Origin of the sequence: Micromonospora sp. WMMA1363 (assembly GCF_030345795.1) — a bacterium.
In the GTDB taxonomy this organism is placed as follows: domain Bacteria; phylum Actinomycetota; class Actinomycetes; order Mycobacteriales; family Micromonosporaceae; genus Micromonospora.
In genome coordinates this window covers 48,961-72,688 of sequence record NZ_JAUALB010000001.1, presented here as the reverse complement: position 1 = coordinate 72,688, position 23,728 = coordinate 48,961, and the positions used below count along the sequence as shown (strand labels likewise).

Below are 23,728 nucleotides of genomic sequence, written 5' to 3'. Positions count from 1 at the left end.
TCACGAAAGGCGCACCCGTGGTACGCACCTTCACCCGCCGGCTGACCCTGGTCGGCCTGATCGCCGCCACCCTGGTCGCCACCGGCTGCACCCTGCCGGCGTTGGCACCGCGCACCGACGCCGACGACGCGGCGGCCCCGGGCGGCACACCGACCTGGCGGGCCTGCCCGGACGTCGCGGAGGAACTGGTCGGGCGCACCGCGCCGAACATGCGCTACGAGTGCACCCGGATCCAGGTGCCCCGCAACTGGGGTGGCGGCACCGGCGCCACGTCCGGGCCGGGAGCCGGGGAGACCTTCGAGATCGCCCTGCTGCGGGCCCGGTCCACGAAACAGCGGGACCGGATCGGCTCGCTGGTCGTCAACCCGGGTGGCCCCGGCAGCTCCGGCGTGGACACCGCCGTCTACCTGTCCTTCGGGTCGGCGTTCGGTGGCCTGCCGGCCTCGATCACCGACCGGTTCGACATCGTTGGTTTCGACCCGCGCGGTGTCGCCCGGTCCAGTCCGGTGGAGTGCATCTCCGACGCCGACCTCGACGCGAGCTTCGGCTACGACCCCGACCCGGAAAGCCAGCAGTCGTTCGACGGGTTCGTCGCACTCAACCAGCGCATCGGGCGGGGATGCGGCGACCGGTACGGCGACCAGCTGCCGCTGTACGGCACCGAGCAGGCCGCCCAGGACATGGACGCCGTCCGGGCCGCCGTCGGCGACGACAAGCTGACCTACCTGGGGTATTCGTACGGCACCCTGCTGGGTGCCACGTATGCCCAGCTCCACCCTCAGCGGGTCCGGGCGCTGGTGCTGGACGGGGCGGTGGATCCGCGGCTGGGTCTGGTCGCCTCCTCGGAGAGTCAGGCCAAGGGCTTCGAGCGGGCGTTCGACAACTTCTCGCGGTGGTGCGTTTCCGCTGCTGGGCGCTGCCCGATCGCACCCGACGCGCGGGCGGCCGTGAACACGGCCCTCGACAAGGCGCGGGTCTCCCCCGTTCCGGGCGACGACGGCCGAAAGGCGACCCCGGGCTGGATCTTCTACGCCGTGGTTTCCTCGCTCTACACGGAGGCCGGCTGGCAGGAGCTGGCCCAGGCGCTCGACGAGCTGGCGGGCGGCGATCCGGCCGAGGTGTTCCGCCTCGCCGACGCATACGCGGGCCGGGAGCCCGACGGCACGTACTCGAACCTGTTCGACGCCAACCTCGCGGTGAACTGCGCCGACGAGGACGAGAAGCCGAGCCGGGAGCAGATCCGGCAGCTCCAGTCGCGGTGGCGGCAGGCGTACCCACTGTTCGGGCCGGCGCTCGCGGTCGGCATGTTGGCCTGTGCCGAGTGGCCCGGCGGCCGGGACCCGTACCCCACCGGCCGGGCCGACGGAGCGCCGCCGATCCTGGTCGTCGGCACGACGGGCGACCCGGCGACACCGTACGAGCAGACCCCGGCACTGGCCGAGATGCTGGGCGTGGGCCGGGTGCTGACCTGGGAGGGTGAGGGGCACACCGCCTACCCGCAGACGCCCTGCGTCACGGCGGCGGTCGACGCCTACCTGATCTCGTTGACCGTCCCCAGGGCGGGGCTGCGCTGCCCGGCCCGGTGACCGGGTCCTTTAGCGGCCGGTCCAGCAGGTCGACGCCGGTTGTGGCCAGCTCCTCCAGCGCCCGCGTGCGAGCAAGCATCGTGCTGCGCGGTGGCCGCAGCTGACAATCGGGCATCCGTCGTTGTGTCTGTGGCAGGCTTATCGACGTGATCTTCCGGGAAGCGGTCCGGGCCGACCTGCCCGCCATCCTCGCCCTGCTCGCCGATGACGTGCTCGGCCGGACACGGGACCACACCGACGTCGACGCCCGGTACGAGCGTGCCTTCGCGGACATCACGGCCGACGCGCGCAACCAGCTCGTCGTTGCCGACTCGGGCGGTGAGCTGCTCGGCTGCATGCAGCTCACCTACGTCCCTGGGCTGGGCCGGCACGGCACCGAGCGGCAGCTCATCGAGACGGTCCGGGTCCGTTCCGACCAGCGCGGCCGTGGGCTGGGCCGGCACATGATGACCTGGGCGATCGGCCAGGCCCACGCCCGCGGCTGCGGCCTGGTCCAGCTCACCACCGACAAGACCCGCCACGACGCGCACCGCTTCTACCTCGGGTTGGGCTTCGTGGCCAGCCACGAGGGCATGAAGCTGGCCCTCTGACGCGACGGTCTGCGTGCGGCACGACATCGCGGGGCGTCACGGTGGTGCCGCCGGAGCGTCTGCGGGTCGCTCACGCGGGTGGCGGTCCGGACGTCGGGGCCGGCCGGGTGTCCGGCCAGCGCAGCCCGGCCGCCTCGGCGGCCGCCCGCGCCCGCTCGGCGAACCGGGAGACGCTGCCGTCCAGCGCCGCCAGCTCGTCGGGGCGCAGGAGCAGCACCGACCCGGCGTCGGTCACGGCGAGCAGGCAGGGGGTACGCCCCTCGCTGGCGGCGCGGATGTCGGCGTTGCGTTCGTTGAGGTGCACCAGGTGGACCGGAACGCCCAGGGTGGGGACGAACTCGCGCCACTCCCGCTTCCGGCCGAGGCCGCGGTGGGTGATGTCGCAGAGGGCGCATTCGGTGGTGCCGCGGAGCTTGCCGATGAGGTACGTCAGCTCTCCACGGAGGCCACCGTCGGCGTGGTATACGCCGACCAGTCGCCGGATCACAGCGGTCGAGGGGGTCATGTCGCCCAGTCTGCCCGAGTACCGGGCGACCGCGCCGGGCAGCGCGCGGCGGTGGCCGGCACCGGCTGCGGGTCGCGACGGGCGACGGTCATCGGGGACGGTCGCGGTCCTTGGACGGCTGGACCCGCTTCGGCTCACCGGGCATCTTCGGATGGTCCGGCGGGTAGGGCAGGTCGCCCTGTCCGGCGGCGGCGTCCCGCTCGGCCCACTCCAACAGCGGCGTGATGTCCCACGGAGAGTCGTCGATGCCGGCGTGTGGGTCGCCGCGCTCGGCCAGTCGCGCCGGGACGGTGCGCAGGTCGAAGTCGTCCGGATCGACCTCGGGCAGCTCGTCCCAGCCCAGCGGCGTGGAGACGGTGGCCCGGGGGTTGGCCCGCAGCGAGTACGCGCAGGCGATCGTCCGGTCTCGCGCCATCTGGTTGTAGTCGACGAAGACCCGGGTGCCGCGCTCCTCCTTCCACCAGGCGGTGGTGACCAGTGCCGGCCGGCGCCGCTCCAGCTCCCGGGCCAGCGCGATCGTCGCCCGGCGGACCTCGACGAACGTCCAGCGTGGCTGGATGCGCAAATAGACGTGGACGCCGCGGCCGCCGGAGGTCTTCGGCCAGCCGGGCACGCCCAGCTCGTCGAGGATCCCCCGCAGCTCGGCCGCGGCGGTGGTGGCGTCGGCGAAGTCGGTGCCGGGTTGCGGGTCGAGGTCGACGCGCAGCTCGTCGGGGCGATCTGGGTCGGCGGCACGGACCGGCCAGGGGTGAAAGACAACCGTGCCCATCTGCGCCGCCCAGGCAACGTGGGCCAGGTCGGCCGGGCAGAGCTCCGCCGCCGTCCGGCCGCTGGGGAAGCTGATCTGCGCGGTCTCGACCCACGACGGGACCCCCCGGGCCGGCACCCGCTTCTGGAAGAACATCTCCCCCTCGACGCCCTCCGGGAAGCGTTGCAGCGTCGTCGGCCGGTTCCGCAACGCCCGCATGATGCCGTCGCCGACGGCCAGGTAGTAATGGAAGACGTCGGCCTTGGTGAACCCCCGCTGCGGGAACATCACCCGGTCCGGACTGGTCAGCCGGACGCGGCGCCCGGCGACCTCGATCTCCCCGGCAGAGTTGATCTCCCCGGCGGCCCTGATCTCCCCGGCAGAGTTGGTCTTGTCGGCGGCCTTGGTCTTGTCCGCGGCCTTGGTCTTGTCGGCCCCTGCCTTCGTGCCACCCATGGCGCGACGATATGCGATGGCTCCGACATCCGACGTACCGTTGGCGGGTGAGTCTCGACGACAGCGAACTGCCCCGCACCGAGGACGAGTGGCGGGTCCGACTGAGCCCGGAGGAGTTCCGGGTGCTGCGGCAGGCCGGCACCGAGGCCCCGTGGACCGGCGAGTACGTGAACACCAAGACCTCGGGTATCTACCACTGCCGGGCCTGCGGGCTGGAACTGTTCTCCAGCGACACGAAGTTCGACTCGCACTGCGGTTGGCCGAGCTTCGACGACGCCATCCCGGGCCGGGTCGAGGAGATCGAGGACCACAGCCTCGGCATGGTCCGTACGGAGATCCGCTGCGCCCGGTGCGACAGCCACCTCGGGCACGTGTTCCACGGCGAGCGGTTCACCCCGAAGGACACCCGGCACTGCGTGAATTCGGTCGCCATCCGGCTGGAACCACGCGACACCTGACCGACCCGGCCGGCGCCGCCGGCGGCCCTGATTCGAGGTGTCCGCCGTCGAGCGACCCGACCTTCGCTCCGTCCGGCTCCGCCGGCGGCGGACTCAGCCGCTCGCCGGTTCGGCCATCAGCTCGACCTGCGCGGTCCGCGACCGGGCGACGCGTTCGGCCAACTCGCGGACCGGCGTGCTGCCGCCGAGTGCCAGGTGCGCCCGGGCGAGATCGGCGGCCGCCTCTTGGTGCGCGGCCAACACCGAGCGCAGGACGCGGTCCACGTCGGCCGGCGACGCCCCGCGCAGCCGGGCCAGGTCGTCGGCGTCGGCGTGTCCGGCGTGGTCGTGCTCCCCGCCGGTGGTGGGCCGGCCGGCGTCCCGAAGCCAGGTTCGCATGGTCCGAAGTTCGTCGGTCTCGGTCGCCGCGATCGCGGCGACCAGGGTGCGGAGCCGGGAGTCGGTCAGGCGCTCCTCGACCAGCTCGACGATCTCCAGTGTCCGCTCGGTGTGTGCCACCATCGCGGTGAGGAACGGAGCATCCACTCCCCGCAGGCTCACCGGGGCGGTGACGAGGGTGGCGGTCGGGGACGGCAGGCTACCGCCGGCACAGCCGGCGACGAGCAGCAGCACCGCGAGCAGGGCGCCGGGCCAGGGTCCGCGGGTGCGGCACGCTCTGGGTAGGGGCCGCACCCGTTCGGTCAGACCTGGGTCCACAGCGCCGGGGTGTACGGCGGTTCCCAGCCGGGCAGCGCGGTGTGCGCCTGCCGGCACCGGTACGTCGCCGCGCCGTACGTGACCTGGTCATCAATCTGGTAGGCGCGGCCCGCCGTCCAGGTGTCGCCCGGGGTGGGCGGGTTGGTCGTCGGCGCGGCGGTCGGCGTCGGGCTCGGGCTGGGGCTCGGTGGCGGCGTGGTCGGGGTGGGCCCGGGGCCGCCGCCGATCTGTAGGTCGACGCAGGAGTAGAAGGCGTTGGCGGTGTCGGCGATGTTCCAGACCGCGAGGACCTTCTGCCGGCCGGAGTGGCCGCCGAGGTTGACCGTGTGTGACACGGTGGCGCCGGGCTGCTGGCCGCCGCCGTCGAACACCGCGACCCGGGTGTCGCCGACGAAGTACTCCCAGTTGCTGGTGGCGTGCCGGGCGGTGTTGGTCCAGGTGAACGTCGCCGTGCTGCCGACGCTGGTGGCCGGCCACTCCCGACTGTCGTCGTCGAGGACGGCGAAGCGGGCGATCCCGGCGTGGCAGCTGCGCAGCCCCTTGGGGCCCTCGACGCTCTGCGGCTCCCATTTGATCTGGCCGCAGTCCGGCACCCGGTTCTGCGCGCAGAGCGCCTGCCGGCTCGGTGGGCCGGACACGTAGCCGTGCGCCTGGGCCGGCGCGGCCACGGCCAGCGAGGACCCGACAGCGCCCACCGCGACCAGCGGGAGGGTGATTCTTCGATGCATGGTGGCATCTCCTTCGCGGACGAAACTACTGAGGATGCCACTCAAAATAATTTAAACCTTGTTAACAGTAAAGACTCCCATCGATAACAACATCGACCAAAGCCAGCGTCAGAGCAGCAGCAGACTGCCGTTCTCGTCGATCCGGTCGGCGGAGTCGTCGTCGAGCCAGACCCCGCCGGTGGCCAGGTACCGGAAGCGGTACTGGCCCGGCCCGAGCCGGACGGTGACCGTGCGCGTACCGTCCCGGCGGGCGACCAGCTCATGCCGACCCGGCTCCCACCCGTTGAAGCAGCCCACCACGCTGACCCTTCCCGGCGGGGTGTCACGGGGGAGGCAGAAGGTGACCCGGGTCTGGTTGCCGAAGAGCCGGTTGCGCTTGATCACTTTTCCTCCGGGGTCGAGGTTGTTCCACCGGTACCAACGGCCGACACGCCAGGGACGACTCGCCGTGAAACCGCACCAGATTCGCTGATTCCGGTGCAGGGGCACGTCAGGTGTCCGACCCTGGCGTTACCGGTCCACCAGCGGGGGTTTGTCATGGCGACCTGTGAGGTCTGCGGGAACGACTACTGGATGTCGTTCGAGGTGCGTACGGTCAGCGGCGACGTGCACACCTTCGACTGCTTCGAATGCGCCGTGCACCGGATGGCGCCGATCTGTGAACACTGCCAGGTCAAAATCGTGGGGCACGGGGTGGAGGTGTCCGGACGGTTCTTCTGCAGCGCCCACTGCGCGCGGGCCGAAGAAGGGGAACAGGGCGCCAAGGTCCGCGACGCCGTCGGTGCCCGCCCGGCCTAGCGCTGCGCCGTCGGTGCCCGCCCGGCCTAGCGCTGCGCCGTCGGTGCCCGCCCGGCCTGGCGCTACCGAAGCGCCCGCGGCAGTCGGACGACGCGACGGTCACCAACCGGAGGAATTGCGCGCGAGCATGCGCGCCGCCACGGTGGGTAGGGACGCCAGCACCGTAACCGAGCGGTAAGGCCCAGCGGGCCCGACGCACCGCTAACATCCGGACATGCCCGTCACCGCCCTCCGCGCGATCCCGCTCGCCCTGGCCGCCGCTCTCGCGCTCACCGCCTGCACCGACAGCGGTGCGCCAACCGCCGCCACGCCGACCACCGCCACACCAACCGCCATCCCGACGGAGCCCGCGACCACCACCGCCAGCCCGGACACCACCGCGAGCCCGACCGCGGTGCCGCCGGCCCTCGACTTCACCGCCCGCACCATCGACGGCGGGTCCTTCGCCGGCGCGAGCCTCGCCGGCCGGCCCGCTGTGCTGTGGTTCTGGGCCGCCTGGTGCACCCGCTGCCGTGGCGTCGCCGACTCGGTGGCCGCCGTCGCGCGGGACAACGCCGCCCAGGTCAACCTGGTCGGGGTGGCCGGGCTGGGCAGTGGCGACGACGCGATGCGCCGGTTCGCCAAGGACACCGGCATCGAGGGCTTCCCGAACCTCGCCGACGACGACGGCACGGTGTGGCGCCGGTTCGGCGTCACCAGCCAGGAACACTACGTGCTGCTGGACTCGACCGGGAAGGTCGTACACACCGGGCCGCTGTCGCAGGCCGACCTGCGGCGGCGCGTGGCCGAGCTGAGCTGACGTGGACGCCCCGTACGGCCTCGCGCTCGGCGCTGGCCTGCTCGCCGCCGTCAACCCGTGCGGCTTCGCGCTGCTGCCCGCGTACCTCTCGATGCTGGTGGTGGGTGACGGCCCGGCGGACACGCGCGGGCCGCTCGCGCCGGTGGGCCGGGCGCTGGCCCTGACCGGCGCGATGACCATCGGCTTCGTCGCGGTCTTCGGCGCGTTCGGGCTGCTCGCCGGCCCCGCCGCCGACGCCCTCGCGAGCCGCCTGCCCTGGGTGTCGGTCGCGATCGGCCTCGCCCTGGTCGCCGCCGGCGGCTGGCTGCTCACCGGCCGGGCACTGCCCACGTTCGCGCCCCGGCTGGCCAGCGGCCCCGAGGTACGGAGGAGCTTCGGGTCGATGGTTCTCTTCGGCGCGGCGTACGCGATCGCCTCGCTCGGCTGCACCATCGGTCCGTTCCTGGCCGTCGTGGTCGCCGGGTTCGGGGCCGGCAGCCCACTCGCCGGGATCGGGCTGTTCGTCGCGTACGCGATCGGCATGGGCCTGGTGGTCGGCGCCGCCGCGCTCGCGGTCGCGCTGGCCCGGGAGTCCCTGGTCCGCCGCGCCCGGCGGGCCGCGCCGCTGCTCGGCCGCCTCGCCGGCGCTCTGCTCGTGCTCACCGGCGGGTACGTGGCCTGGTACGGCTGGTACGAGATCCGGGTCTTCTCCGGCAGGAGCGGCGACGATCCGGTGATCGAGGCCGCCGGCCGGGTGCAGTCCGCGCTCAGCGAATGGGTGACCGGCCTGGGTCCGTGGGTGGTCGCGTCCACCGCCGGGGCGCTGCTCACGGTGGCCGCCGGCGGCACGGTGCTACGCCGTCGCCGGCGTGCCGCCAGCCGCCCGGCCTCCGCTCCGGCCGAACCGGTGGACGCCGCCTGACCGGCCCGCCTCCAGCGACGCCCCGACGACTCCTACGCCCGGCACGGCTTCACGATCAGCGGTACGCCGAGGACGGCATACCGCACACCCCGATACGCCGAAACGCGTTGCCAAGGGCCTTCCGCTCACGGCAGGGTCGACAAGGGCCTTCCGCTCACGGCAGGCAGGAGACGATGTCGGAAATCGGGCGGCGACGGCCGGTGTAGAAGGGGACCTCCTCGCGGACGTGCAGCCGGGCCCGGGAACCCCGCAGGTCGCGCATCAGGTCGACGACGCGGTGCAGCTCGTCGGCCTCAAACGCGAGCAGCCACTCGTAGTCCCCGAGCGCGAACGAGGCGACCGTGTTGGCCCGCACGTCCGGGTAGCCACGCGCCATCCGGCCGTGCTCGGCCAGCAGCTCCCGCCGCTCGGCGTCCGGCAGCAGGTACCACTCGTACGAGCGAACGAACGGGTACACGCACAGGTACGCCCGGGCCTCCTCGCCGGCCAGGAACGCCGGGATGTGGCTCTTGTTGAACTCGGCCGGCCGGTGCAACGCCATCTGCGACCAGACCGGGGTCATCGCGCGTCCCAGGGTGGTGCGCCGGAACCGCAGGTACGCATCCTGGAGCGCGTCGCTGGACGAGGAGTGCCACCAGATCATCAGATCGGCGTCCGCCCGCAGACCGGCGACGTCGTAGGTGCCCCGGACGGTCACGTCCTTACCGGCCAGCTCCGCGATGAGTGCCTCGACCTCACCGGCGACGTTCTCGCGCAGCGACGGCAGCGGGCTGTTGGCCCGGTACACCGACCACATGGTGTAGCGGATGGTGGCGTTCAGCTCCTTGAGCCGGGCCACGTTGGTCTGCTCGGTCATGTCCCGAAACCTCCCAGTGCTGTGATGATCTCGTCGGCAGCCGTCACGCCGGAGCGGACGCAGACCGGGATACCGACACCGTCGTACGCGGCACCTGCCAGGGCCAGTGTCGGGTGACCGACCCGTACCGCCGACCGGGCGGCTGCCACCCGGTCGAGGTGGCCCGGCGCGTACTGCGGCAGCGACCCGCCCCACCGCTGCACGTGCCGGGCGACCGGCGCGGGCAGCGGGGCGCCGAGCACCGCCGACAACTCCCGGTGCACGGCGACCGCCAGGTCCTCGTCCGGGCGCTGCAGCTGCGCCTCGTCGCCGTACCGGCCGACCGACGCACGAACCAGCGCAAGCCCATCCGGGCGGCGCAGGTGCCCCCACTTCGTGGTGAAGAACGTGGATGCCTTGACCAGTAGCCCCTCGGCGGCCGGCACCAAGAAGCCAGACAGCGCCGGCAGGGCTGGCTCCGGCAGGGCGAGGGTGACCAGCGCGACGCTGGCGTAGTCCAGCCCGCCGATCGCCGCGGCGGCCAGCGGGGCGACGCCACCGAGCAACCGCGCCGCCGGGCGGGCCGGCACCGCCAGCACCACCGCGTCGACATCGATCAGCTCCGCGTCACGGATCGAACCGACAGTCAGCCGCCAGCCGGCGCCGACCGGGGTGAGCTCGCGGACCGCCGCGTCCCGGCGGATCGTCGCTCCACTGGCTGTCGCGGCCGTCTCGGCCAGGGTGCCCAGGCCACCGGCCAGGGTCCCGAACACCGGCGCACCCGGCGACCGGGGCGCGGCGGCCCGCGCGGCACGCACCGCGTCGACCAGGGTGTGCTCGACGCGGGCGGAGCGGGTCAGCGCCGGCATGGTGGTGGCCAGCGACAGGTCGTCGGCGCGGCCCGCGTACACGCCGCCCAGCATCGGGTCGACCAGCCGGTCGACCACCTCGTCGCCGAGCCGCGCGCGGACCAGCGCCCCCACCGCGACGTCGTCGTGGGGGCCGAGCAGCGCCCGGCCGGTATCCCGGTCGGCGTCCGCCGCCGGCCGGGCGACCGTGGTCACCGCGGCCAGATCCCCGGGCACACCGACCAGCGTGCCGCCCGGGATCGGGCGCAGCCCGCCGTCGACGACCAGCGCCGCCTGCCCGACGGTCGGGTGCACGATGCGGTCGGCCAGCCCGAGCCGGCGGACCAGGGCCACGGCTGCGGACTGGCCACCGGCCGGGTCGCGCATGAGGAACGACTCCGCGCCGAACTCCACCGCCTGGCCGGCCAGGTCGCCGGTGCGCAGCTTGCCACCGAGCGCGCCGCTCTGCTCGTACACCGTGATCTCGGTGCCGGCGGGAGCGCGGTCGCGCAGCCGCACGGCGGCGGCCAGGCCGGCGATCCCGCCGCCGACCACCGCGACCCGCCACGGTGCCGGCATGCCGATCAGCCCCGCTCGGCCGGCCGGGCGGACAGTTCGTGGACCAGCGCCACCACCGGGTCAACACGTCCGGGTCGGTCTCCGGCAGCACCCCGTGGCCGAGGTTGAACACGTGCCCCGGGGTGGTCCGGCCCTGCTCCACCACCCGCCGCACCTCGGCCTCCACCACCGGCCACGGCGCGAGCAGCACACACGGGTCGAGGTTGCCCTGCACGGCCCGCCCGGGGCCGATCCGGCGGGTGGCCACGTCCAACGGCGTACGCCAGTCGACGCCGACCACGTCGGCACCGGCCTCGCCCATCGCGGTCAGCAGTTCGCCGGTGCCGACCCCGAAGTGGATGCGGGGTACACCCGCGTCGGCGAGCCCGGCGAGGACCGTCCGCGAGTGCGGCAGCACGAAGCGACGGTAGTCGGCCTCGGAGAGAGCGCCGGCCCACGAGTCGAAGAGCTGCACCGCGGAAACCCCGGCGTCGACCTGGACCCGTAGGAAAGCCAGCGTCACCTCGGCGAGCCGGCCGGCGAGGGCGTGCCAGAGGTCCGGGTAGCCATACATCAGGGCCTTGGTCTTCGCGTGGGTGCGCGAGGGGCCACCCTCGACCAGGTAGCTGGCCAGCGTGAACGGGGCGCCGGCGAACCCGATCAACGGGGTGCCACCCAACTCCGCGACCAGCATCCGCACCGCCTCGTCCACGTACGAGACGTCGTCGCAGCCGATCGGGCGGATTCGCTCCACACCCTGCCGGTTGGTGACCGGTTCGGCCACCACCGGTCCGGTGCCGGGCACGATGTCCAGGTCGACCCCGGCGGCGGCGACCGGCACCACGATGTCGCTGAACAGGATGGCCGCGTCGACCCCGTGCCGACGGACCGGTTGGAGGGTGATCTCGGTGACGAGATCCGGTCGCCGGCAGGACTCCAGCATCGCCACGTTGGCTCGGATCTCGCGGTACTCCGGCAGCGACCGGCCCGCCTGGCGCATGAACCAGACCGGGGTGTGCGGGCCGGGTTCACGCCGGCACGCCCGGACGAAGGCTGAGTCGGCGGGTCCGCCGGGGTGGGCGTCCTCGTCTCGGGCCGCGGTGCCCGTGGGGTCGGTGCTCATCGCGGCCATCGTGCCACGCGCCCCGGCGGTCTCCGCGCCCACCGCCACCATTTGTGACCGGCGTCCGACCGGCTGGGGAAGTGAGCTGTTCAGCGCCTTGGGGAATGCCGAACCCGGGTCCGGTTCCGCGCGCCAGCCGAGCCAGGCGCCGGTTCCCGGCCCGGGTGCCGGCCGCGGTGACATCGGCGCGCCGCCCGGAAGGCCGGCGGGCGGCGGCATAGGCTGCCGGCATGGCCCCCCCGATCGCGCTTCCGGAGACCTTCGCCCGGGCGGTCGCCGGGCTACGGTCCGCGGTGTCCCGGGCGGAGATCCTGCTGGAGGAGGTCGGCGCGCCCCAGCGGCTGGCTCCCTACGCGTTCGCGCTTTCCGCGACGGTGCTCCGTGACGGCGACGAGGTGGCGACCGGGCGACTGATCCTGTTGCACGACCCGGCCGGGCACGAGGCGTGGCAGGGCACCCTGCGGCTGGTCACGTACGTGACTGCCGAGCTGGAGGTGGACCTGGCCGCCGACCCGCTGCTGCCCGGGGTGGGCTGGACCTGGCTGACCGATGCCTTGGCGGCGCAGGATGCCCGGTACCGGGCGATCGGCGGAACGGTCACGCAGACCGTGTCGACCCGGTTCGGCGAGCTCGCCGGGCCGCCCGCGGCCGGCGACGTCGAACTCCGGGCGTCGTGGACACCGATCGACGACGATCTCACGCCGCACCTGCACGCCTGGTGCACGCTGCTCGCCTCCACCGCCGGCCTCCCGCCGCCCGGCGTGACGGCACTCCCCGAGCACCGACCCGCTGGCGCGGCCTGACCGATCAGAGGTTTTTGGGTCTCCTCACACCGTCAGCAGATCTTGAAACTGTCGCAAGCGGTCTTGATCGGTACGGCGAGACCGATCCCCTCGGCGTCGCGCGCCTTGGCTGTGGCGATGCCGACCACCTGCTTGCTGCCGTTGACCACCGGGCCGCCGGAGTTGCCCGGGTTGATCGGAGCGTCGAACTGGATCGCCGGCGGGTCACCGCCCTCGGCCTCGCGGAACGCGCTCACCACACCGGTGGTGACGCTGTCCTCCAGACCGAGCGGGGCACCCACCACGACGATCTGCTGCCCGGACCGCACCGCCGCGGAAGCGGCGGCAAGACCGGTGAACTTGCTGGTCGTCCGCAGGTGGGCGATGTCGTTGTCCTTGTCCACCGTGACGATGGTTGCCGGGAAGCGTTGATCGGTGCGCTCCAGGAGAATCTGCCGGCCACCACCCTCCCAGACCCCTTCGACCACGTGGAAGTTGGTGAACAGGTTGGTGCCGCCTCCGGCGGTCGGTCCGCCCACCGCGAACGCGGAGCCGGTGAACCGGCCGGCGCGCACCCGGAACACGGTGGGCAGCACGGCGCTGGCGACGGCTTCCGGGTCGAACGCGGCGCCGGCCCGCTCCTCCAGGGCTTCCGCCCGCGTCTCCAGGCCGTCGAGCCGCGCCCCGGCACCCTGCTGGGCGGTGTCAAGCCGCCGATCGGTGTCGCCAAGCCGGTCGGTGAGCCGATCGATCTGGTACGCCTGCGCACCGGTCACCAGGATCAGCACGGCGACGAGCAGTGCGGCCAGGCGGCCGGGCCAGACCCGTCGGGGGGCCGCCGGGGCGGGGGTCGGCTGGGTGCCAGGCCAGGCTCCGGCCGGGCCCCCGGTCGCCGGGACACCAGGCCAGACCACTGACGGGAGGCCGGGCCGGGCGACCGCCGGGACGGCAGGCCCCGGCGCCCGGGTGACCGACGGCCCCGAGGCGGGCGGGGCGGCCCAACGCCGCCCGGGGCCGGCGGGGCGGCGAAGGCAGCGGGAGCCGGCGCTCCCGCGGCGGTGGACGGCACGGCGCCGGTGTCCCGGTTGCCCGGCGCCGCGGATCCGGGGGCACCGTTGCGGGCGCCGGCCTGGGCCGGCGGAAACCAGGTGGCGGGCGGTGGCGCCGGGAGCTGGCCGGGATCGACGGCGCCGGGACCGGTCGGGGCCGGCCGGTGCGCCGCAGGCGGGTACCCGGGGGCCGTCGGCGAGGACAGCTCGGAGACGATCGGCCGGGGGGCCGGGCGGACGCCGGGCTGATCGGGTGTGATCGCGCCGGAGCCGTCCTCCGTCCCGGACCAACCGTAGCCCGCAGCCATGCTCCCTCGTCCTCCCCGAGCACACCCGGACCGCACCGATGCCCGGCGCACTCACCCGGTTCAATGGACCGTACCTGCACGAATGCCCTTTGTCTCCCCCGGTGTCCGGACGACTGCGGGACACCTGCCGGCCATCTCCCCGACACGCACCGGACCGGCTGCACCCACGCGATCGGGTCCCGCAATAGGGTTGGCAGGTGACCGACGAACCACCCCAGAGCCGTCGGGCCGCCGAAAGCCGTACGGGAAGTACACCGCACCGCCCGCCGTCGGCCCAGTCGGAGCCGGAGGACGCGGGGGAGCAACCGACCGTCGACGGGCCCGTTCCGCTGATCGCCCCGCATGAGGGAACACCACAGCCGGTGGCCACGCCGAGCGAGCTCGACGAGGTCCTCGCCCGCTTCGCGGCGGGCACCGGCCCGGTCGCCCTGGATGCCGAACGCGCCTCGGGCTACCGATACAGCCAGCGTGCCTACCTCGTGCAGCTGCGCCGCGCGGGCGCCGGCACGGCGCTTATCGACCCGCTACCGCTGCCCGACCTGGCCGTGCTCGACGAGGTGATCGGTGAGGCCGAGTGGGTGCTGCACGCCGCCAGCCAGGACCTACCCTGCCTCGCGGAGCTGGGGCTGCGTCCCCGCCGGCTGTTCGACACCGAGCTCGCCGCCCGGCTGGCCGGCTTCGAGCGGGTCGGTCTGGCCGCGCTGACCGAGCAGCTACTCGGCTTCAGGCTGGAGAAGCACCACTCGGCGGCGGACTGGTCGAGCCGGCCCCTGCCGGAGTCCTGGCTGACGTACGCCGCCCTCGACGTGGAGCTGCTGGTCGAGCTGCGCGACGCGCTCGACGCCGAGCTGACCCGGCAGGGCAAGTCCGGGTGGGCGGCGGAGGAGTTCGCCGCCGTGATCCGCAATGGTGCCCGCCCGCCGCGGTTCCGCGCCGACCCGTGGCGTCGCACCTCCGGGATCCATCGGGTGCGCGGGGCGCGGGCGCAGGCCCGGGTCCGGTCGCTGTGGTACGCGCGGGACCAGATCGCCGCCCGCCGGGATGCCGCTCCGGGCCGGGTGCTGCCGGACTCGGCGATCGTCGCGGCCGCCGAGCTGGACCCGAGGGACGAGAAGACGCTGCTGACACTGCCCGGTTTCGGTGGTCGCTCGGTCCGGCGGCTCGCCCGGACGTGGCTGGCCGCCCTGGACGATGCCCGGGAGCTGCCGGACGAGGCGTTGCCGGTCGCACCCGCGGTCGAGGGCCCACCGCCGCCGCACCGGTGGGCCGAGCGGGACCCGGTGGCCGCGGCCCGGCTGGCCCGGTGCCGGGAGGTGGTCGTCCGGGTCGCGGGCGAGCACCGGCTCCCGCCGGAGAACCTGATCGCCCCCGACTCGGTCCGCCGGCTGGCCTGGGTCCCGCCCGAGGAGGTGACGGATGGGACCGTGGTGGAGACCCTACGTGGGCTCGGCGCCCGCGAGTGGCAGCTCGGCCTGCTCCTACCCGCCCTGACGGAGGCGCTGACCGTTCCGCTCCTCCCACCACCCGAGGCCTGACCAGGCTCGTTGATCGTCGGGTTGCCGACGCGACACCCGGGAGTTGCCGGCAACCTCACGATCCGCGGGGCCTGCCGCGCGGGCGGATGTGGGGTGGGCCACACGGGGTGTGGTGTCGAGGTTGGTTACTGACGAGTAGCATCCGAGAGAAACCGCCAGTGCCGGCTAGGAGGCTCAAGTGCCCCGTGAAGTTCGGGATGTCGTCTTCGTCGACGGTGTCCGCACCCCGTTCGGCAAGGCGGGTGGCATGTACGCCAACACCCGCGCCGACGACCTGGTGATCCGCTGCATCCGCGAGCTGCTGCGCCGTAACCCGCAGCTGCCGCCGGATCGGGTCGAGGAGGTCGCGATCGCCGCCACCACCCAGATCGGCGATCAGGGCCTCACCATCGGCCGGACCGCCGCCCTGCTGGCCGGCCTACCCAAGACCGTCCCCGGCTTCGCCATCGACCGGATGTGCGCCGGCGCCATGACCGCGGTGACCACGGTTGCCAGCGGCATCGCCATGGGCGCGTACGACGTCGCCATCGCCGGCGGTGTCGAGCACATGGGCCGGCACCCGATGGGCGAGGGCGTCGACCCCAACCCCCGCATCGTCGCCGAGAAGCTGGTCGACCCGTCCGCCCTGGTCATGGGTGCCACCGCGGAGAACCTGCACGACCGCGTCCCGCACGTCACCAAGGAGCGCACCGACGCGTTCGCGCTCGCCTCGCAGCAGAAGACCGCGAAGGCGTACGCCAACCGCAAGATCCAGGACGACCTGGTATCGGTGGCGGTCCGTGACCCGGAGGCCGGCTGGGGTCTGGCCACGGTGGACGAAGCTCCCCGGGACACGTCGATGGAGAAGCTCGGCACCCTGAAGACGCCGTTCCGCCCGCACGGCAAGGTGACCGCGGGTAACGCGGCCGGCCTGAACGACGGCGCCACCGCAAGCCTGCTCGCCGCCGAGGAGACCGCCCGCGAGCTGGGCCTGCCGGTCGCCATGCGGCTGGTCTCGTATGGCTTCGTCGGCGTCGAGCCGGAGGTGATGGGCGTCGGCCCGATCCCGTCAACCGAGAAGGCCCTGCGCATCGCCGGTCTAACCGTCGACGACATCGGCCTGTTCGAGCTGAACGAGGCGTTCGCCGTCCAGGTACTCGCCTTCCTCGACCACTTCGGCATCGCCGACGACGACCCCCGGGTGAACCCGTGGGGCGGTGCGATCGCCATCGGTCACCCGCTCGCCTCCTCGGGTGTGCGGCTGATGACGCAGCTCGCCCGGCAGTTCGCCGAGCACCCCGAGGTCCGCTACGGCCTCACCGCCATGTGCATCGGCATCGGCATGGGCGGCACCGTGATCTGGGAGAACCCGCACTGGGAGGGTGAAGGCAAGTGAACGCGAGGAGTGAGCTTGCGAGCCCCGCAGCCGCGAAGGGGGAAGACAAATGAACGCGAGGAGTGAGCTTGCGAGCCCCGCAGCCGCGAAGGGAGAAGGCACAGTGAGCCTCGCGGCACCGAACGAGGTCATCACCAAGGCGCTGCTGCGCCAGGTGAACGTACCAGGGCTGGACCGCCCCGCCGCCCTGATCACCCTGGACAACGGCTTCGACCACACCAAGCCGAACACCTTCGGCCCGGGTGGTCTGACCAGTCTGGACGAGGCGATCACCGCCGCCCTCTCGGCGAACCCGGCGTTCGTCGCGGTCACCGGCAAGCCGTACATTTTCTGTGTCGGGGCGGACATCACCGGTCTGCCGCTGCTCGCCGACCGCGAGCAGGCGCTGGAGATCGGCCGCCTCGGCCACCGGGTCTTCGCCCGGCTCAAGGACAGCGAGATCCCGACCTTCGCCTTCGTCAACGGCGCGGCGATGGGTGGCGGCCTGGAACTGGCGCTGCACTGCCACTACCGCACGCTGTCGGCGGGCGCGGCGGCCCTCGCCCTGCCCGAGGTCTCGCTCGGCCTCATCCCGGGCTGGGGCGGCACCCAGCTGCTGCCGAACCTGATCGGCATTCCGGCGGCGACTCAGGTGATCATCCAGAACCCGCTGATGCAGAACAAGACGCTCAAACCGAAGCAGGCCGCCCAGATGGGCATCGCGGACGTGCTGCTGGAACCGGCGGACTTCCTGGAACGCTCGCTGGCGTGGGCCGCGGGCGTCGTCACGGGCGAGGTCACGGTCACCCGACCCGAGGTCGACAAGGACATGTGGGCGGGCGTGCTGTACTTCGCCCGACAGACCCTGGACTCCCGGCTGCACGGTGCCGTCCCGGCCGCGTACAAGGCGCTGGATCTGCTGGAGACGGCGAAGGACGCCGATTTCGCCACCGGCACCGCCGCCGAGGACGAGGCCCTCGCCGACCTGGTCTTCTCCGAGGAGCTACGCAGCGGCCTGTACGCGTTCGACCTGGTGCAGCGGCGGGCCAAGCGGCCGGCCGGCGCACCGGACAAGGACCTGGCCCGGCCGGTCACCAAAGTCGGCATCGTGGGCGCCGGCCTGATGGCCAGCCAACTCGCCCTGCTCTTCGCCCGCCGCCTCCAGGTGCCGGTTGTGCTGACCGACCTGGACCAGGCCCGGGTCGACAAGGGCGTGGCGTATGTGCACCAGCAGATCGAGAAGTCGGTCAGCAAGGGCCGGATGGACTCCGGTACCGCGGCCAAGCTCTACGGCCTGGTGAGCGGCTCGGTCGACAAGTCCGTCTTCGCCGACGCCGACTTCGTCATCGAGGCCGTCTTCGAGGACCTGGGCGTCAAGAAGCAGGTCTGGGCCGAGCTGGAGAAGATCGTCAAGCCGGAGGCTGTGCTCGCCACCAACACGAGCTCGCTGTCCGTCACGGCGATGGCCGAGAATCTGGAGCACCCGGAGCGGGTGGTCGGCTTCCACTTCTTCAACCCGGTCGCCGTCCTCCCGCTGCTGGAGATCGTCCGCGGCGAGCGGACCGACGACGCCACGCTGGCCACCGCCTTCGCGGTCGGCAAACAGCTGAAAAAGTCCTGCGTGTTGGTCAAGGACGCACCCGCGTTCGTGGTCAACCGGCTGCTGACCCGTTTCCTGGGTACGATCCTCGAGGCCGTCGACACCGGCGCCCCGCTTGACGTGGCGAACAGCGCGCTGGACCCGCTGGGCCTGCCGATGCGCCCGCTCGCCCTGCTCCAGCTGGTGGGGCCGGCCGTGGCTCACCACGTGGGCGGCACGCTGCACGCGGCTTTCCCGGACCGGTTCGGCGTCAGCGAGAACCTCAAGCGGATCGCCGACTCCGGCCAGCCAATCGTCGTCGATGACGAGATCAACGCCGAGGTGGCGAAGCTGCTCGTGGTGGGCGACCAGCCGCTGACCGCCGAGCAGGTCCGGCAGAACGCGCTCGAAGCGCTGGCGCAGGAGATCCGGCTCATGCTCGACGAGGGTGTGGTCGCCGAGGCGCAGGACATCGACCTGTGCATGGTCCTTGGCGCCGGGTGGCCGTTCCACCTGGGCGGCGTCACGCCGTACCTGGACCGGACGGGCACCGCCGAGCGGGTCACCGGGAAGCGGTTCCTGCCGCACGGCGTGGCCAGCCTGCCCGCCTGACGGTCGGCTCCCCTGCGAACGCGGTGGCCGCCCGTACCGGCGGCCACCGCGTTCGTCGTCCACGGCATGCTGCGGGGCAGCGGGACACACTGCCGGCCCGATACCATCACCCGTCGCATCTTTGCCTGGAGCTGATGTCATGTCCTCACCGCCGGTCGACCCCTGGTCCGGGCAGCCGGAGCGCGGCTCGGACTCCGATTCGCACCCCCGGGTCCCCCCGTCTCCACCGAGGTGGGAGCAGCAACCCAGTGCTCCCGAGCCCCGGCCGGGCTGGCCAGCCCCACCTTCCGCGCAGGGCACGGCGCCCACTGCCGGCACGCGCCGGGCCGCGGAGCCCGGACCGGCCCCGGACCGGCCGCCGCAACCGCGGAACTGGGCCGACCCCACCCCGTCCGGCACCCGGCCGACGGCCGCCTGGCCGAACGCCTCCCAGCCGCAGACCCCGCCGACGCGTTCCTGGCCGGACATCCCGGCTCCGGCCGGCCGACCCGGCTCCGCCGGCGACTGGCCGTCCCCGGCGGACCCGTGGCGGCCCGCCGGGCCGGCCGGTGCTGGCAGTCCACCGGCCCCGACCGCCGGCAACTGGCCCGCGCCGCCGCCCGGTTTCCGGCCACCCTCGCCCGCCGACCAACCCACCCAGGTGTACGCCTCCTTCCCGCCCATCCCTGCGGCCGAGGCGCCGACCAGCGGGTCCGGGCACGGCCAGCGGACCGCCGTCGGGGGCTACGGGCAGCCGGCCGCCATCCCGTACCCGCAGCCGGGCGCGTTCCCGTCGGGGCCGACGGGCGGGGACACCCCGGGCGGCGCGCCAACTCGGCGGTCCCGGCTTCCGTTGGTGCTGTCGCTGGGCCTCGCCGGGCTGCTGGTGCTGTGCCTGGGCGGCGGCGGTCTCGCCTACGTCGCCCTGTCCGGCGACGACGACGCCCCGCCGGCACCGGCGACGACACCCACTGCGAGTGCCACGACCGCCGCCACCAGCGAGGCGGAGGCACCCGCCACCAGCGAGGCCAAGGCGCCCGATCCCAGCCCCGACCCGCGCATCCGGCTCGTCGCACCCAGGACCCTCTCCGGCCGGGCGAAGAGCACCGAGCCGGAGCTGCGGGCCCTGGCCGACGAGATGGTTCGTGAGATGAGGACGACGGTACGCAGCGAGAGTGGCGCGATCGGCGCGTTCTACGGCAGCCCCGAGAAGCAGGACATGGTGATGGTCGCCGGCGCCGCGGGGCTCGTCCTCAACCCGAAGCGGGAGTTGGACGATGCCGTCAAGGCACTCTCGGCGGAGCTGAGCGTCCGGCGGATGTCGAGCGTGTCCCCCGGACCGCTCGGGGGCGTCGCCAAGTGCGGCGACGGCCGCGCCTCGAACATCCCGCTCGGTGTCTGCGCCTGGGCCGACCAGGGCAGCGTCGGGATGATCGTGATGTTCTTCTCATCCTGCAGCAAGGCGAAGGCCGAGTTCACCTCGATCCGAGGACAGGTCGAGAAGCGGTCCTGAGCACTGGAGCCGGCGGGTCGCCGCGGTGCGGCGAGGCGCGGCCCGCCGGGTCCGCGCAACTGGACCATCCCGGTCGGGGACGGGTCAGCGGATGGGATCCACGGCTAGCTAAGATCACGCTTCGCGTTTTCCGAGACCTGGAGCTGACCCATGTCCCAACCGCCAGTCAATCCGTACTCCCCGCAGCCGGGCGACGGCTCGCAGCCGGGCGGGTACCCGGCACCCCAGCCGGGCAGTCACCCGGCTGCGGCGCAGCCGGGCGCGTACGGTCAGCAGCCGGGCGCCGGTTTCCCACCGGCGGCCCCAGCCGAGCCGGGCCCGCCGTTCGGCGTGGTACCGCCCGCGCCGAAGCGGCGCTCGGCCGGCAAGATACTGCTCATCGTGCTCGCGGTGGTGTCGGTGCTCTGCGCGGGCGGCGCCGCGGTCGTCTTCTTCACGGTCGGTGACGAGGTCAAGGAGGCCGTCGACGCCACCAGGGTCCGAGTGGTCGAGCCGGAGACGCTCGCCGGCCGGCCCAAGGTCACCGACCCGAGCCTGCAAGACATCAGCCGGCAGCTGGAAGCCGAGCTGAACAAGACCTTGCCGAACGCCACCAGCACCGTTGGTGCCTTCTACGGTGATCCGGCCAAGCAGGATCTGGTGATGGTGGCGGCCGCCTCTGGGCTGAACCCCGATCCGGCGAAGACGATCGACGAGACGATCACCGGTACCCGGCAGAGCGACGTGGCGATCGGCGAGATGTCCGCGGTGGACCCCGGGCCGCTCGGCGGTGAGGCGAAGTGCGGCGACGCCAAGGCCGCCGACGTGCCCATCGGTGTCTGCATCTGGAGCGACAAGGGCAGCCTCGGCATGATCATGATCTATTTCAAGACCGGTGCCGACGTGCAGCGGGAACTGGTCACCATGCGCGACCAGATCGAGAAGAAGTCCTGACCCACCCTCTCCGCGATCTTGCAGTTTCGGTCGGCGTTCTGACCGTTCATCCGGGATACCCGGTCAACAAGTGCAAGATCGCGGAGGTGGGGGTGGGTGTCAGTCAGGCGCGAGTGACGACCGCGACCCCGTACCGGCGCCGGCCTCGGTCACCGGGTCACCTCGCAGTCCGGCCCGGCGTCGGCCGCCGGCAGCATCACCGTCACCTCGAGACCGCCGCCCGGCTGGGCGGTGGCGCTGACCGCCCCGCCATGTGCGTCGCAGACTGCCCGCACAATGGACAGACCCAGGCCGGAGCCACGCGCCCCGGTGCGCTCCCGGCCGCCCCGCCGGAACGGCTCGAACAGCCCCGGTACGTCGGCCTGATCCACCTCGAAGCCGGTGTTCCCCACCACCAGCCAGGACCGGCGGCCGTCCGACCCGGTCCGCACCCAGAGCCGCCCGTGCAGGTGGTTGTAGCGGACGGCGTTCTCGATGAGGTTGCCGGCCAACCGGTCGAGCAGGCCGGGATCGCCGACCACCGGAGCCGACTCCAACGACGTCTGCACCCGCAGCCCGATCCGCTCCACCTCCCGGCGCATCGCGGACAGGGCGTTGGCGGTGCCGGCGGCCAGGTCACACTCGGTCCGCCGGGCGAGGCGGCGGCCAGCCTGAGCCTCGCTGCGGGCCAGTACCAGCAGCGCGTCGACCAGGCCGTTGGCCCGCTCTGAGGCGTCCCGGACCACGGTGGCCATCCGGCGGTACTCGGCGGCGTCCGCGTCGTCGTCGCTGAGCGTAACGTCAATCTCGGTACGCATCACGGCGAGCGGGGTACGCAGCTCGTGCGACGCGTTGGCGACGAACCGCTTCTGCGCCTCGAAGGCGGCAGCGATGCGGTCGAGCATCGCGTCGAAGGTCTGCGCCAGCTCGGCCACCTCGTCGTCCGCACCCGAGTAGCCGATGCGCTGGTCCAGGGTGGTCTCGCCGAGCCGGCGGGCGGTGCCGGTGACCTGGTGCAGCGGGCGCAGCGCCCGGCCGGCCACCGCGTACGCACCGGCTACTCCGACGACACCGATCGCCAGCAGCGCCGCGAGGCCCTTCGCCAGCAGCTCCCGGCTCGCCGCATCGACCAGTTGGCGTTGCCACAGCCCGGCGTCCAGAGACCGGCCGTCGGTCAGCACGACCGTGGTGCCGGGCAGCAGCTCGTCGGTGGGACGCAGCGCGTCGCGCACCAGCAGCCAGGCCAGCAGCACCAGGATGGCGCCGGCGCCCACCAGCAGGACGCCGTTGAGCACCGTGAGGCGCAGTCGCAGGGTGGGTCGCAGCCGGCGGCTCCGGGTCATGCCGCCCCCTCGCTGATACGGTAGCCCGCGCCGACGACCGTCTCGATGAGCGGCGGGTCACCAAGCTTCCTCCGCAGTGTCATCACGGTGACCCGAACGATGGTGGTGAACGGGTCGGTGTTGGCGTCCCAGACCCGCTCCAGCAGCTCCTCGCTGGAGACCACCGCACCGCGCGCCTTGACCAGCTCGCAGAGGACGCCGAACTCCTTGTTGGTCAGATCGACCGGCATGCCGGCCCGGGTGGCCGTCCGGCGGGCCGGGTCGAGCATCAGGTCGGCCGTCTCCAGCACCGGCGGCGCGGCAGGAGTGGCTCGCCGGCCCAACGCCTGCACCCGCGCGACCAGTTCGTCGAAGGCGAACGGCTTGGGCAGGTAGTCGTCGGCGCCCAGTTGAAGACCCTCGACGCGGTCGGCAACCGTCCCGCTCGCGGTCAGCATCAGCACCCGAGTCAGCGCGCCCGAGGCGGCCAGCTCGGCGCAGATCTGGTCGCCGTGCACGCCAGGCAGGTCCCGGTCGAGCACCACCACGTCGTACCGGGTCACGAAAGCCATCTCGTGACCACTGTCGCCGTCGTACGCCACGTCCACCGCCATGCCACGCTTGCGCAACCCCCGCGCGATCGCGTCGGCGAGGTTGCGCTCGTCCTCGACCACCAGTACCCGCATCCCGGCCTCCTCGCGCCCGACCTCCCGACAACCTAGTGCCGGTCGCCAAGCCCGGTACGCCCCGGTCACGGCTACCGAGAAAACCTGCGACGTACGCGACCCTGCCGACATCCGGGAGCTGGACCTCGCCGCCGGTGCGGCTGGGTCCGTCGGCCTCACCGGGCGGTCATCGGCTCAGCGATCCCGGGCCAGGGCGAGTCCCGCCGCTGGCGCAGCAGGTCATCATCGACCGCCGGGCAGTCGCCCGTCGCCTCCCCGCAACACGTCGCGCACCCGCAGCGTGCCGGTCGACCCGTCCACCTCGGCTACCACCGTTCCACCGGTGGGGTGCGGGTGAACAGCGAACAGCCGCCCGTGGTGTCGAGACAGACCACGGCGCCGCAGGAGTCATCCGGGCCCTCCGGCGGGCGACCAACGGCGACCGGAAGCCTACGTCCTACCGCCCGGTCCCGTCCGCCCCGCCGTGCT

At 73.0% G+C, this 23,728-nt stretch carries 22 protein-coding genes and 1 pseudogene; 12 read left to right on the top strand and 11 right to left on the bottom strand.

Annotated elements, in window-relative coordinates:
* Nucleotides 1–17: 17 nt before the first annotated feature.
* Together QTQ03_RS00345 and QTQ03_RS00340 are read left to right on the top strand one after the other, a co-directional pair.
* Nucleotides 18–1,586, top strand: coding sequence for an alpha/beta hydrolase (locus QTQ03_RS00345; RefSeq protein ID WP_289276167.1), 1,569 nt, complete (start codon nucleotides 18–20; stop codon nucleotides 1,584–1,586).
* 146 nt (nucleotides 1,587–1,732) lie between these two features.
* Nucleotides 1,733–2,176, top strand: a complete 444-nt coding sequence (locus tag QTQ03_RS00340) for a GNAT family N-acetyltransferase (RefSeq protein WP_289276166.1) — start codon at nucleotides 1,733–1,735, stop codon at nucleotides 2,174–2,176.
* Nucleotides 2,177–2,246: 70 nt separating this feature from the next.
* Here the strand turns inward: QTQ03_RS00340 and QTQ03_RS00335 are convergent, their stop codons facing one another.
* Together QTQ03_RS00335 and ligD are read right to left on the bottom strand one after the other, a co-directional pair.
* Nucleotides 2,247–2,681, bottom strand: a complete 435-nt coding sequence (locus QTQ03_RS00335; protein WP_289276165.1) for a hypothetical protein — start codon at nucleotides 2,679–2,681, stop codon at nucleotides 2,247–2,249.
* 88 nt (nucleotides 2,682–2,769) lie between these two features.
* On the bottom strand, nucleotides 2,770–3,885 hold the full coding sequence (ligD, locus tag QTQ03_RS00330; RefSeq protein WP_289276164.1) for a non-homologous end-joining DNA ligase: 1,116 nt from the start codon (nucleotides 3,883–3,885) through the stop codon (nucleotides 2,770–2,772).
* Nucleotides 3,886–3,932: 47 nt separating this feature from the next.
* Here ligD and msrB point away from each other — a divergent pair, with 47 nt between their 5' ends.
* A complete protein-coding gene (gene msrB / locus QTQ03_RS00325) occupies nucleotides 3,933–4,343 on the top strand; it encodes a peptide-methionine (R)-S-oxide reductase MsrB (RefSeq protein WP_289276163.1) in 411 nt (136 codons plus the stop codon).
* Between the two features lie 93 nt (nucleotides 4,344–4,436).
* On the opposite strand, the gene QTQ03_RS00320 is transcribed toward msrB, so the two are convergent.
* From QTQ03_RS00320 to QTQ03_RS00310, 3 genes are all read right to left on the bottom strand, one after another.
* Nucleotides 4,437–5,039 (bottom strand): DUF305 domain-containing protein, encoded by a 603-nt coding sequence (locus QTQ03_RS00320; RefSeq protein WP_502889669.1) that lies wholly within the window; start codon nucleotides 5,037–5,039, stop codon nucleotides 4,437–4,439.
* Nucleotides 5,024–5,767, bottom strand: a complete 744-nt coding sequence (locus QTQ03_RS00315) for a lytic polysaccharide monooxygenase (protein WP_289276162.1) — start codon at nucleotides 5,765–5,767, stop codon at nucleotides 5,024–5,026. The genes QTQ03_RS00320 and QTQ03_RS00315 overlap by 16 nt, the downstream gene beginning before the upstream one ends.
* Before the next feature lie 108 nt (nucleotides 5,768–5,875).
* Nucleotides 5,876–6,151: an isoamylase early set domain-containing protein gene (locus QTQ03_RS00310; RefSeq protein WP_289276161.1), complete on the bottom strand. Its 276-nt coding sequence runs from the start codon at nucleotides 6,149–6,151 to the stop codon at nucleotides 5,876–5,878.
* Nucleotides 6,152–6,304: 153 nt separating this feature from the next.
* Here QTQ03_RS00310 and QTQ03_RS00305 point away from each other — a divergent pair, with 153 nt between their 5' ends.
* The 3 genes from QTQ03_RS00305 to QTQ03_RS00295 all read left to right on the top strand — a co-directional run bounded on the left by QTQ03_RS00305 (nucleotide 6,305) and on the right by QTQ03_RS00295 (nucleotide 8,265).
* Nucleotides 6,305–6,565 carry a metallothionein gene (locus QTQ03_RS00305; RefSeq protein WP_289276160.1) on the top strand — a complete coding sequence of 87 codons (261 nt, stop codon included), beginning with the start codon at nucleotides 6,305–6,307 and terminating at the stop codon, nucleotides 6,563–6,565.
* A gap of 214 nt (nucleotides 6,566–6,779) precedes the next feature.
* Nucleotides 6,780–7,364 (top strand): redoxin domain-containing protein, encoded by a 585-nt coding sequence (locus QTQ03_RS00300; RefSeq protein ID WP_289276159.1) that lies wholly within the window; start codon nucleotides 6,780–6,782, stop codon nucleotides 7,362–7,364.
* A gap of 1 nt (nucleotide 7,365) precedes the next feature.
* Nucleotides 7,366–8,265 (top strand): cytochrome c biogenesis CcdA family protein, encoded by a 900-nt coding sequence (locus QTQ03_RS00295; protein WP_289276158.1) that lies wholly within the window; start codon nucleotides 7,366–7,368, stop codon nucleotides 8,263–8,265.
* 154 nt (nucleotides 8,266–8,419) lie between these two features.
* Here the strand turns inward: QTQ03_RS00295 and hemQ are convergent, their stop codons facing one another.
* From hemQ to hemE, 3 genes and pseudogenes are all read right to left on the bottom strand, one after another.
* On the bottom strand, nucleotides 8,420–9,121 hold the full coding sequence (gene hemQ / locus QTQ03_RS00290; protein WP_289276157.1) for a hydrogen peroxide-dependent heme synthase: 702 nt from the start codon (nucleotides 9,119–9,121) through the stop codon (nucleotides 8,420–8,422).
* Entirely contained in the window at nucleotides 9,118–10,527 is a 1,410-nt protein-coding gene (hemG, locus tag QTQ03_RS00285) for a protoporphyrinogen oxidase (RefSeq protein ID WP_289276156.1), read from the bottom strand. Before hemG ends, hemQ begins: the two co-directional genes overlap by 4 nt.
* Nucleotides 10,528–10,532: 5 nt before the next feature.
* A pseudogene (gene hemE / locus QTQ03_RS00280) lies at nucleotides 10,533–11,629 on the bottom strand (uroporphyrinogen decarboxylase).
* Nucleotides 11,630–11,859: 230 nt separating this feature from the next.
* Here hemE and QTQ03_RS00275 point away from each other — a divergent pair.
* Nucleotides 11,860–12,432: a DUF3000 domain-containing protein gene (locus tag QTQ03_RS00275; RefSeq protein WP_289276155.1), complete on the top strand. Its 573-nt coding sequence runs from the start codon at nucleotides 11,860–11,862 to the stop codon at nucleotides 12,430–12,432.
* Nucleotides 12,433–12,464: 32 nt separating this feature from the next.
* On the opposite strand, the gene QTQ03_RS00270 is transcribed toward QTQ03_RS00275, so the two are convergent.
* Nucleotides 12,465–13,325, bottom strand: a complete 861-nt coding sequence (locus QTQ03_RS00270) for a S1C family serine protease (RefSeq protein WP_289276154.1) — start codon at nucleotides 13,323–13,325, stop codon at nucleotides 12,465–12,467.
* 640 nt (nucleotides 13,326–13,965) lie between these two features.
* On the opposite strand from QTQ03_RS00270, the gene QTQ03_RS00265 reads away from it, so the two are divergent.
* The 5 genes from QTQ03_RS00265 to QTQ03_RS00245 all read left to right on the top strand — a co-directional run bounded on the left by QTQ03_RS00265 (nucleotide 13,966) and on the right by QTQ03_RS00245 (nucleotide 21,273).
* The gene (locus QTQ03_RS00265) at nucleotides 13,966–15,303 is read left to right on the top strand and encodes a ribonuclease D (protein WP_289276153.1); all 1,338 of its coding nucleotides are present in this window, start codon (nucleotides 13,966–13,968) and stop codon (nucleotides 15,301–15,303) included.
* Nucleotides 15,304–15,481: 178 nt separating this feature from the next.
* On the top strand, nucleotides 15,482–16,678 hold the full coding sequence (locus tag QTQ03_RS00260) for a thiolase family protein (RefSeq protein ID WP_289276152.1): 1,197 nt from the start codon (nucleotides 15,482–15,484) through the stop codon (nucleotides 16,676–16,678).
* Nucleotides 16,679–16,781: 103 nt separating this feature from the next.
* Entirely contained in the window at nucleotides 16,782–18,848 is a 2,067-nt protein-coding gene (locus QTQ03_RS00255) for a 3-hydroxyacyl-CoA dehydrogenase NAD-binding domain-containing protein (RefSeq protein ID WP_289276151.1), read from the top strand.
* A gap of 640 nt (nucleotides 18,849–19,488) precedes the next feature.
* Complete coding sequence (locus QTQ03_RS00250) at nucleotides 19,489–20,340, top strand: hypothetical protein (protein ID WP_289276150.1); 852 nt, start codon at nucleotides 19,489–19,491, stop codon at nucleotides 20,338–20,340.
* A gap of 150 nt (nucleotides 20,341–20,490) precedes the next feature.
* Entirely contained in the window at nucleotides 20,491–21,273 is a 783-nt protein-coding gene (locus QTQ03_RS00245) for a hypothetical protein (protein WP_289276149.1), read from the top strand.
* A gap of 149 nt (nucleotides 21,274–21,422) precedes the next feature.
* On the opposite strand, the gene QTQ03_RS00240 is transcribed toward QTQ03_RS00245, so the two are convergent.
* Nucleotides 21,423–22,595, bottom strand: coding sequence for a sensor histidine kinase (locus QTQ03_RS00240; RefSeq protein ID WP_289276148.1), 1,173 nt, complete (start codon nucleotides 22,593–22,595; stop codon nucleotides 21,423–21,425).
* Complete coding sequence (locus tag QTQ03_RS00235; RefSeq protein WP_289276147.1) at nucleotides 22,592–23,260, bottom strand: response regulator transcription factor; 669 nt, start codon at nucleotides 23,258–23,260, stop codon at nucleotides 22,592–22,594. Before QTQ03_RS00235 ends, QTQ03_RS00240 begins: the two co-directional genes overlap by 4 nt.
* Between the last annotated feature and the right edge of the window lie 468 nt (nucleotides 23,261–23,728).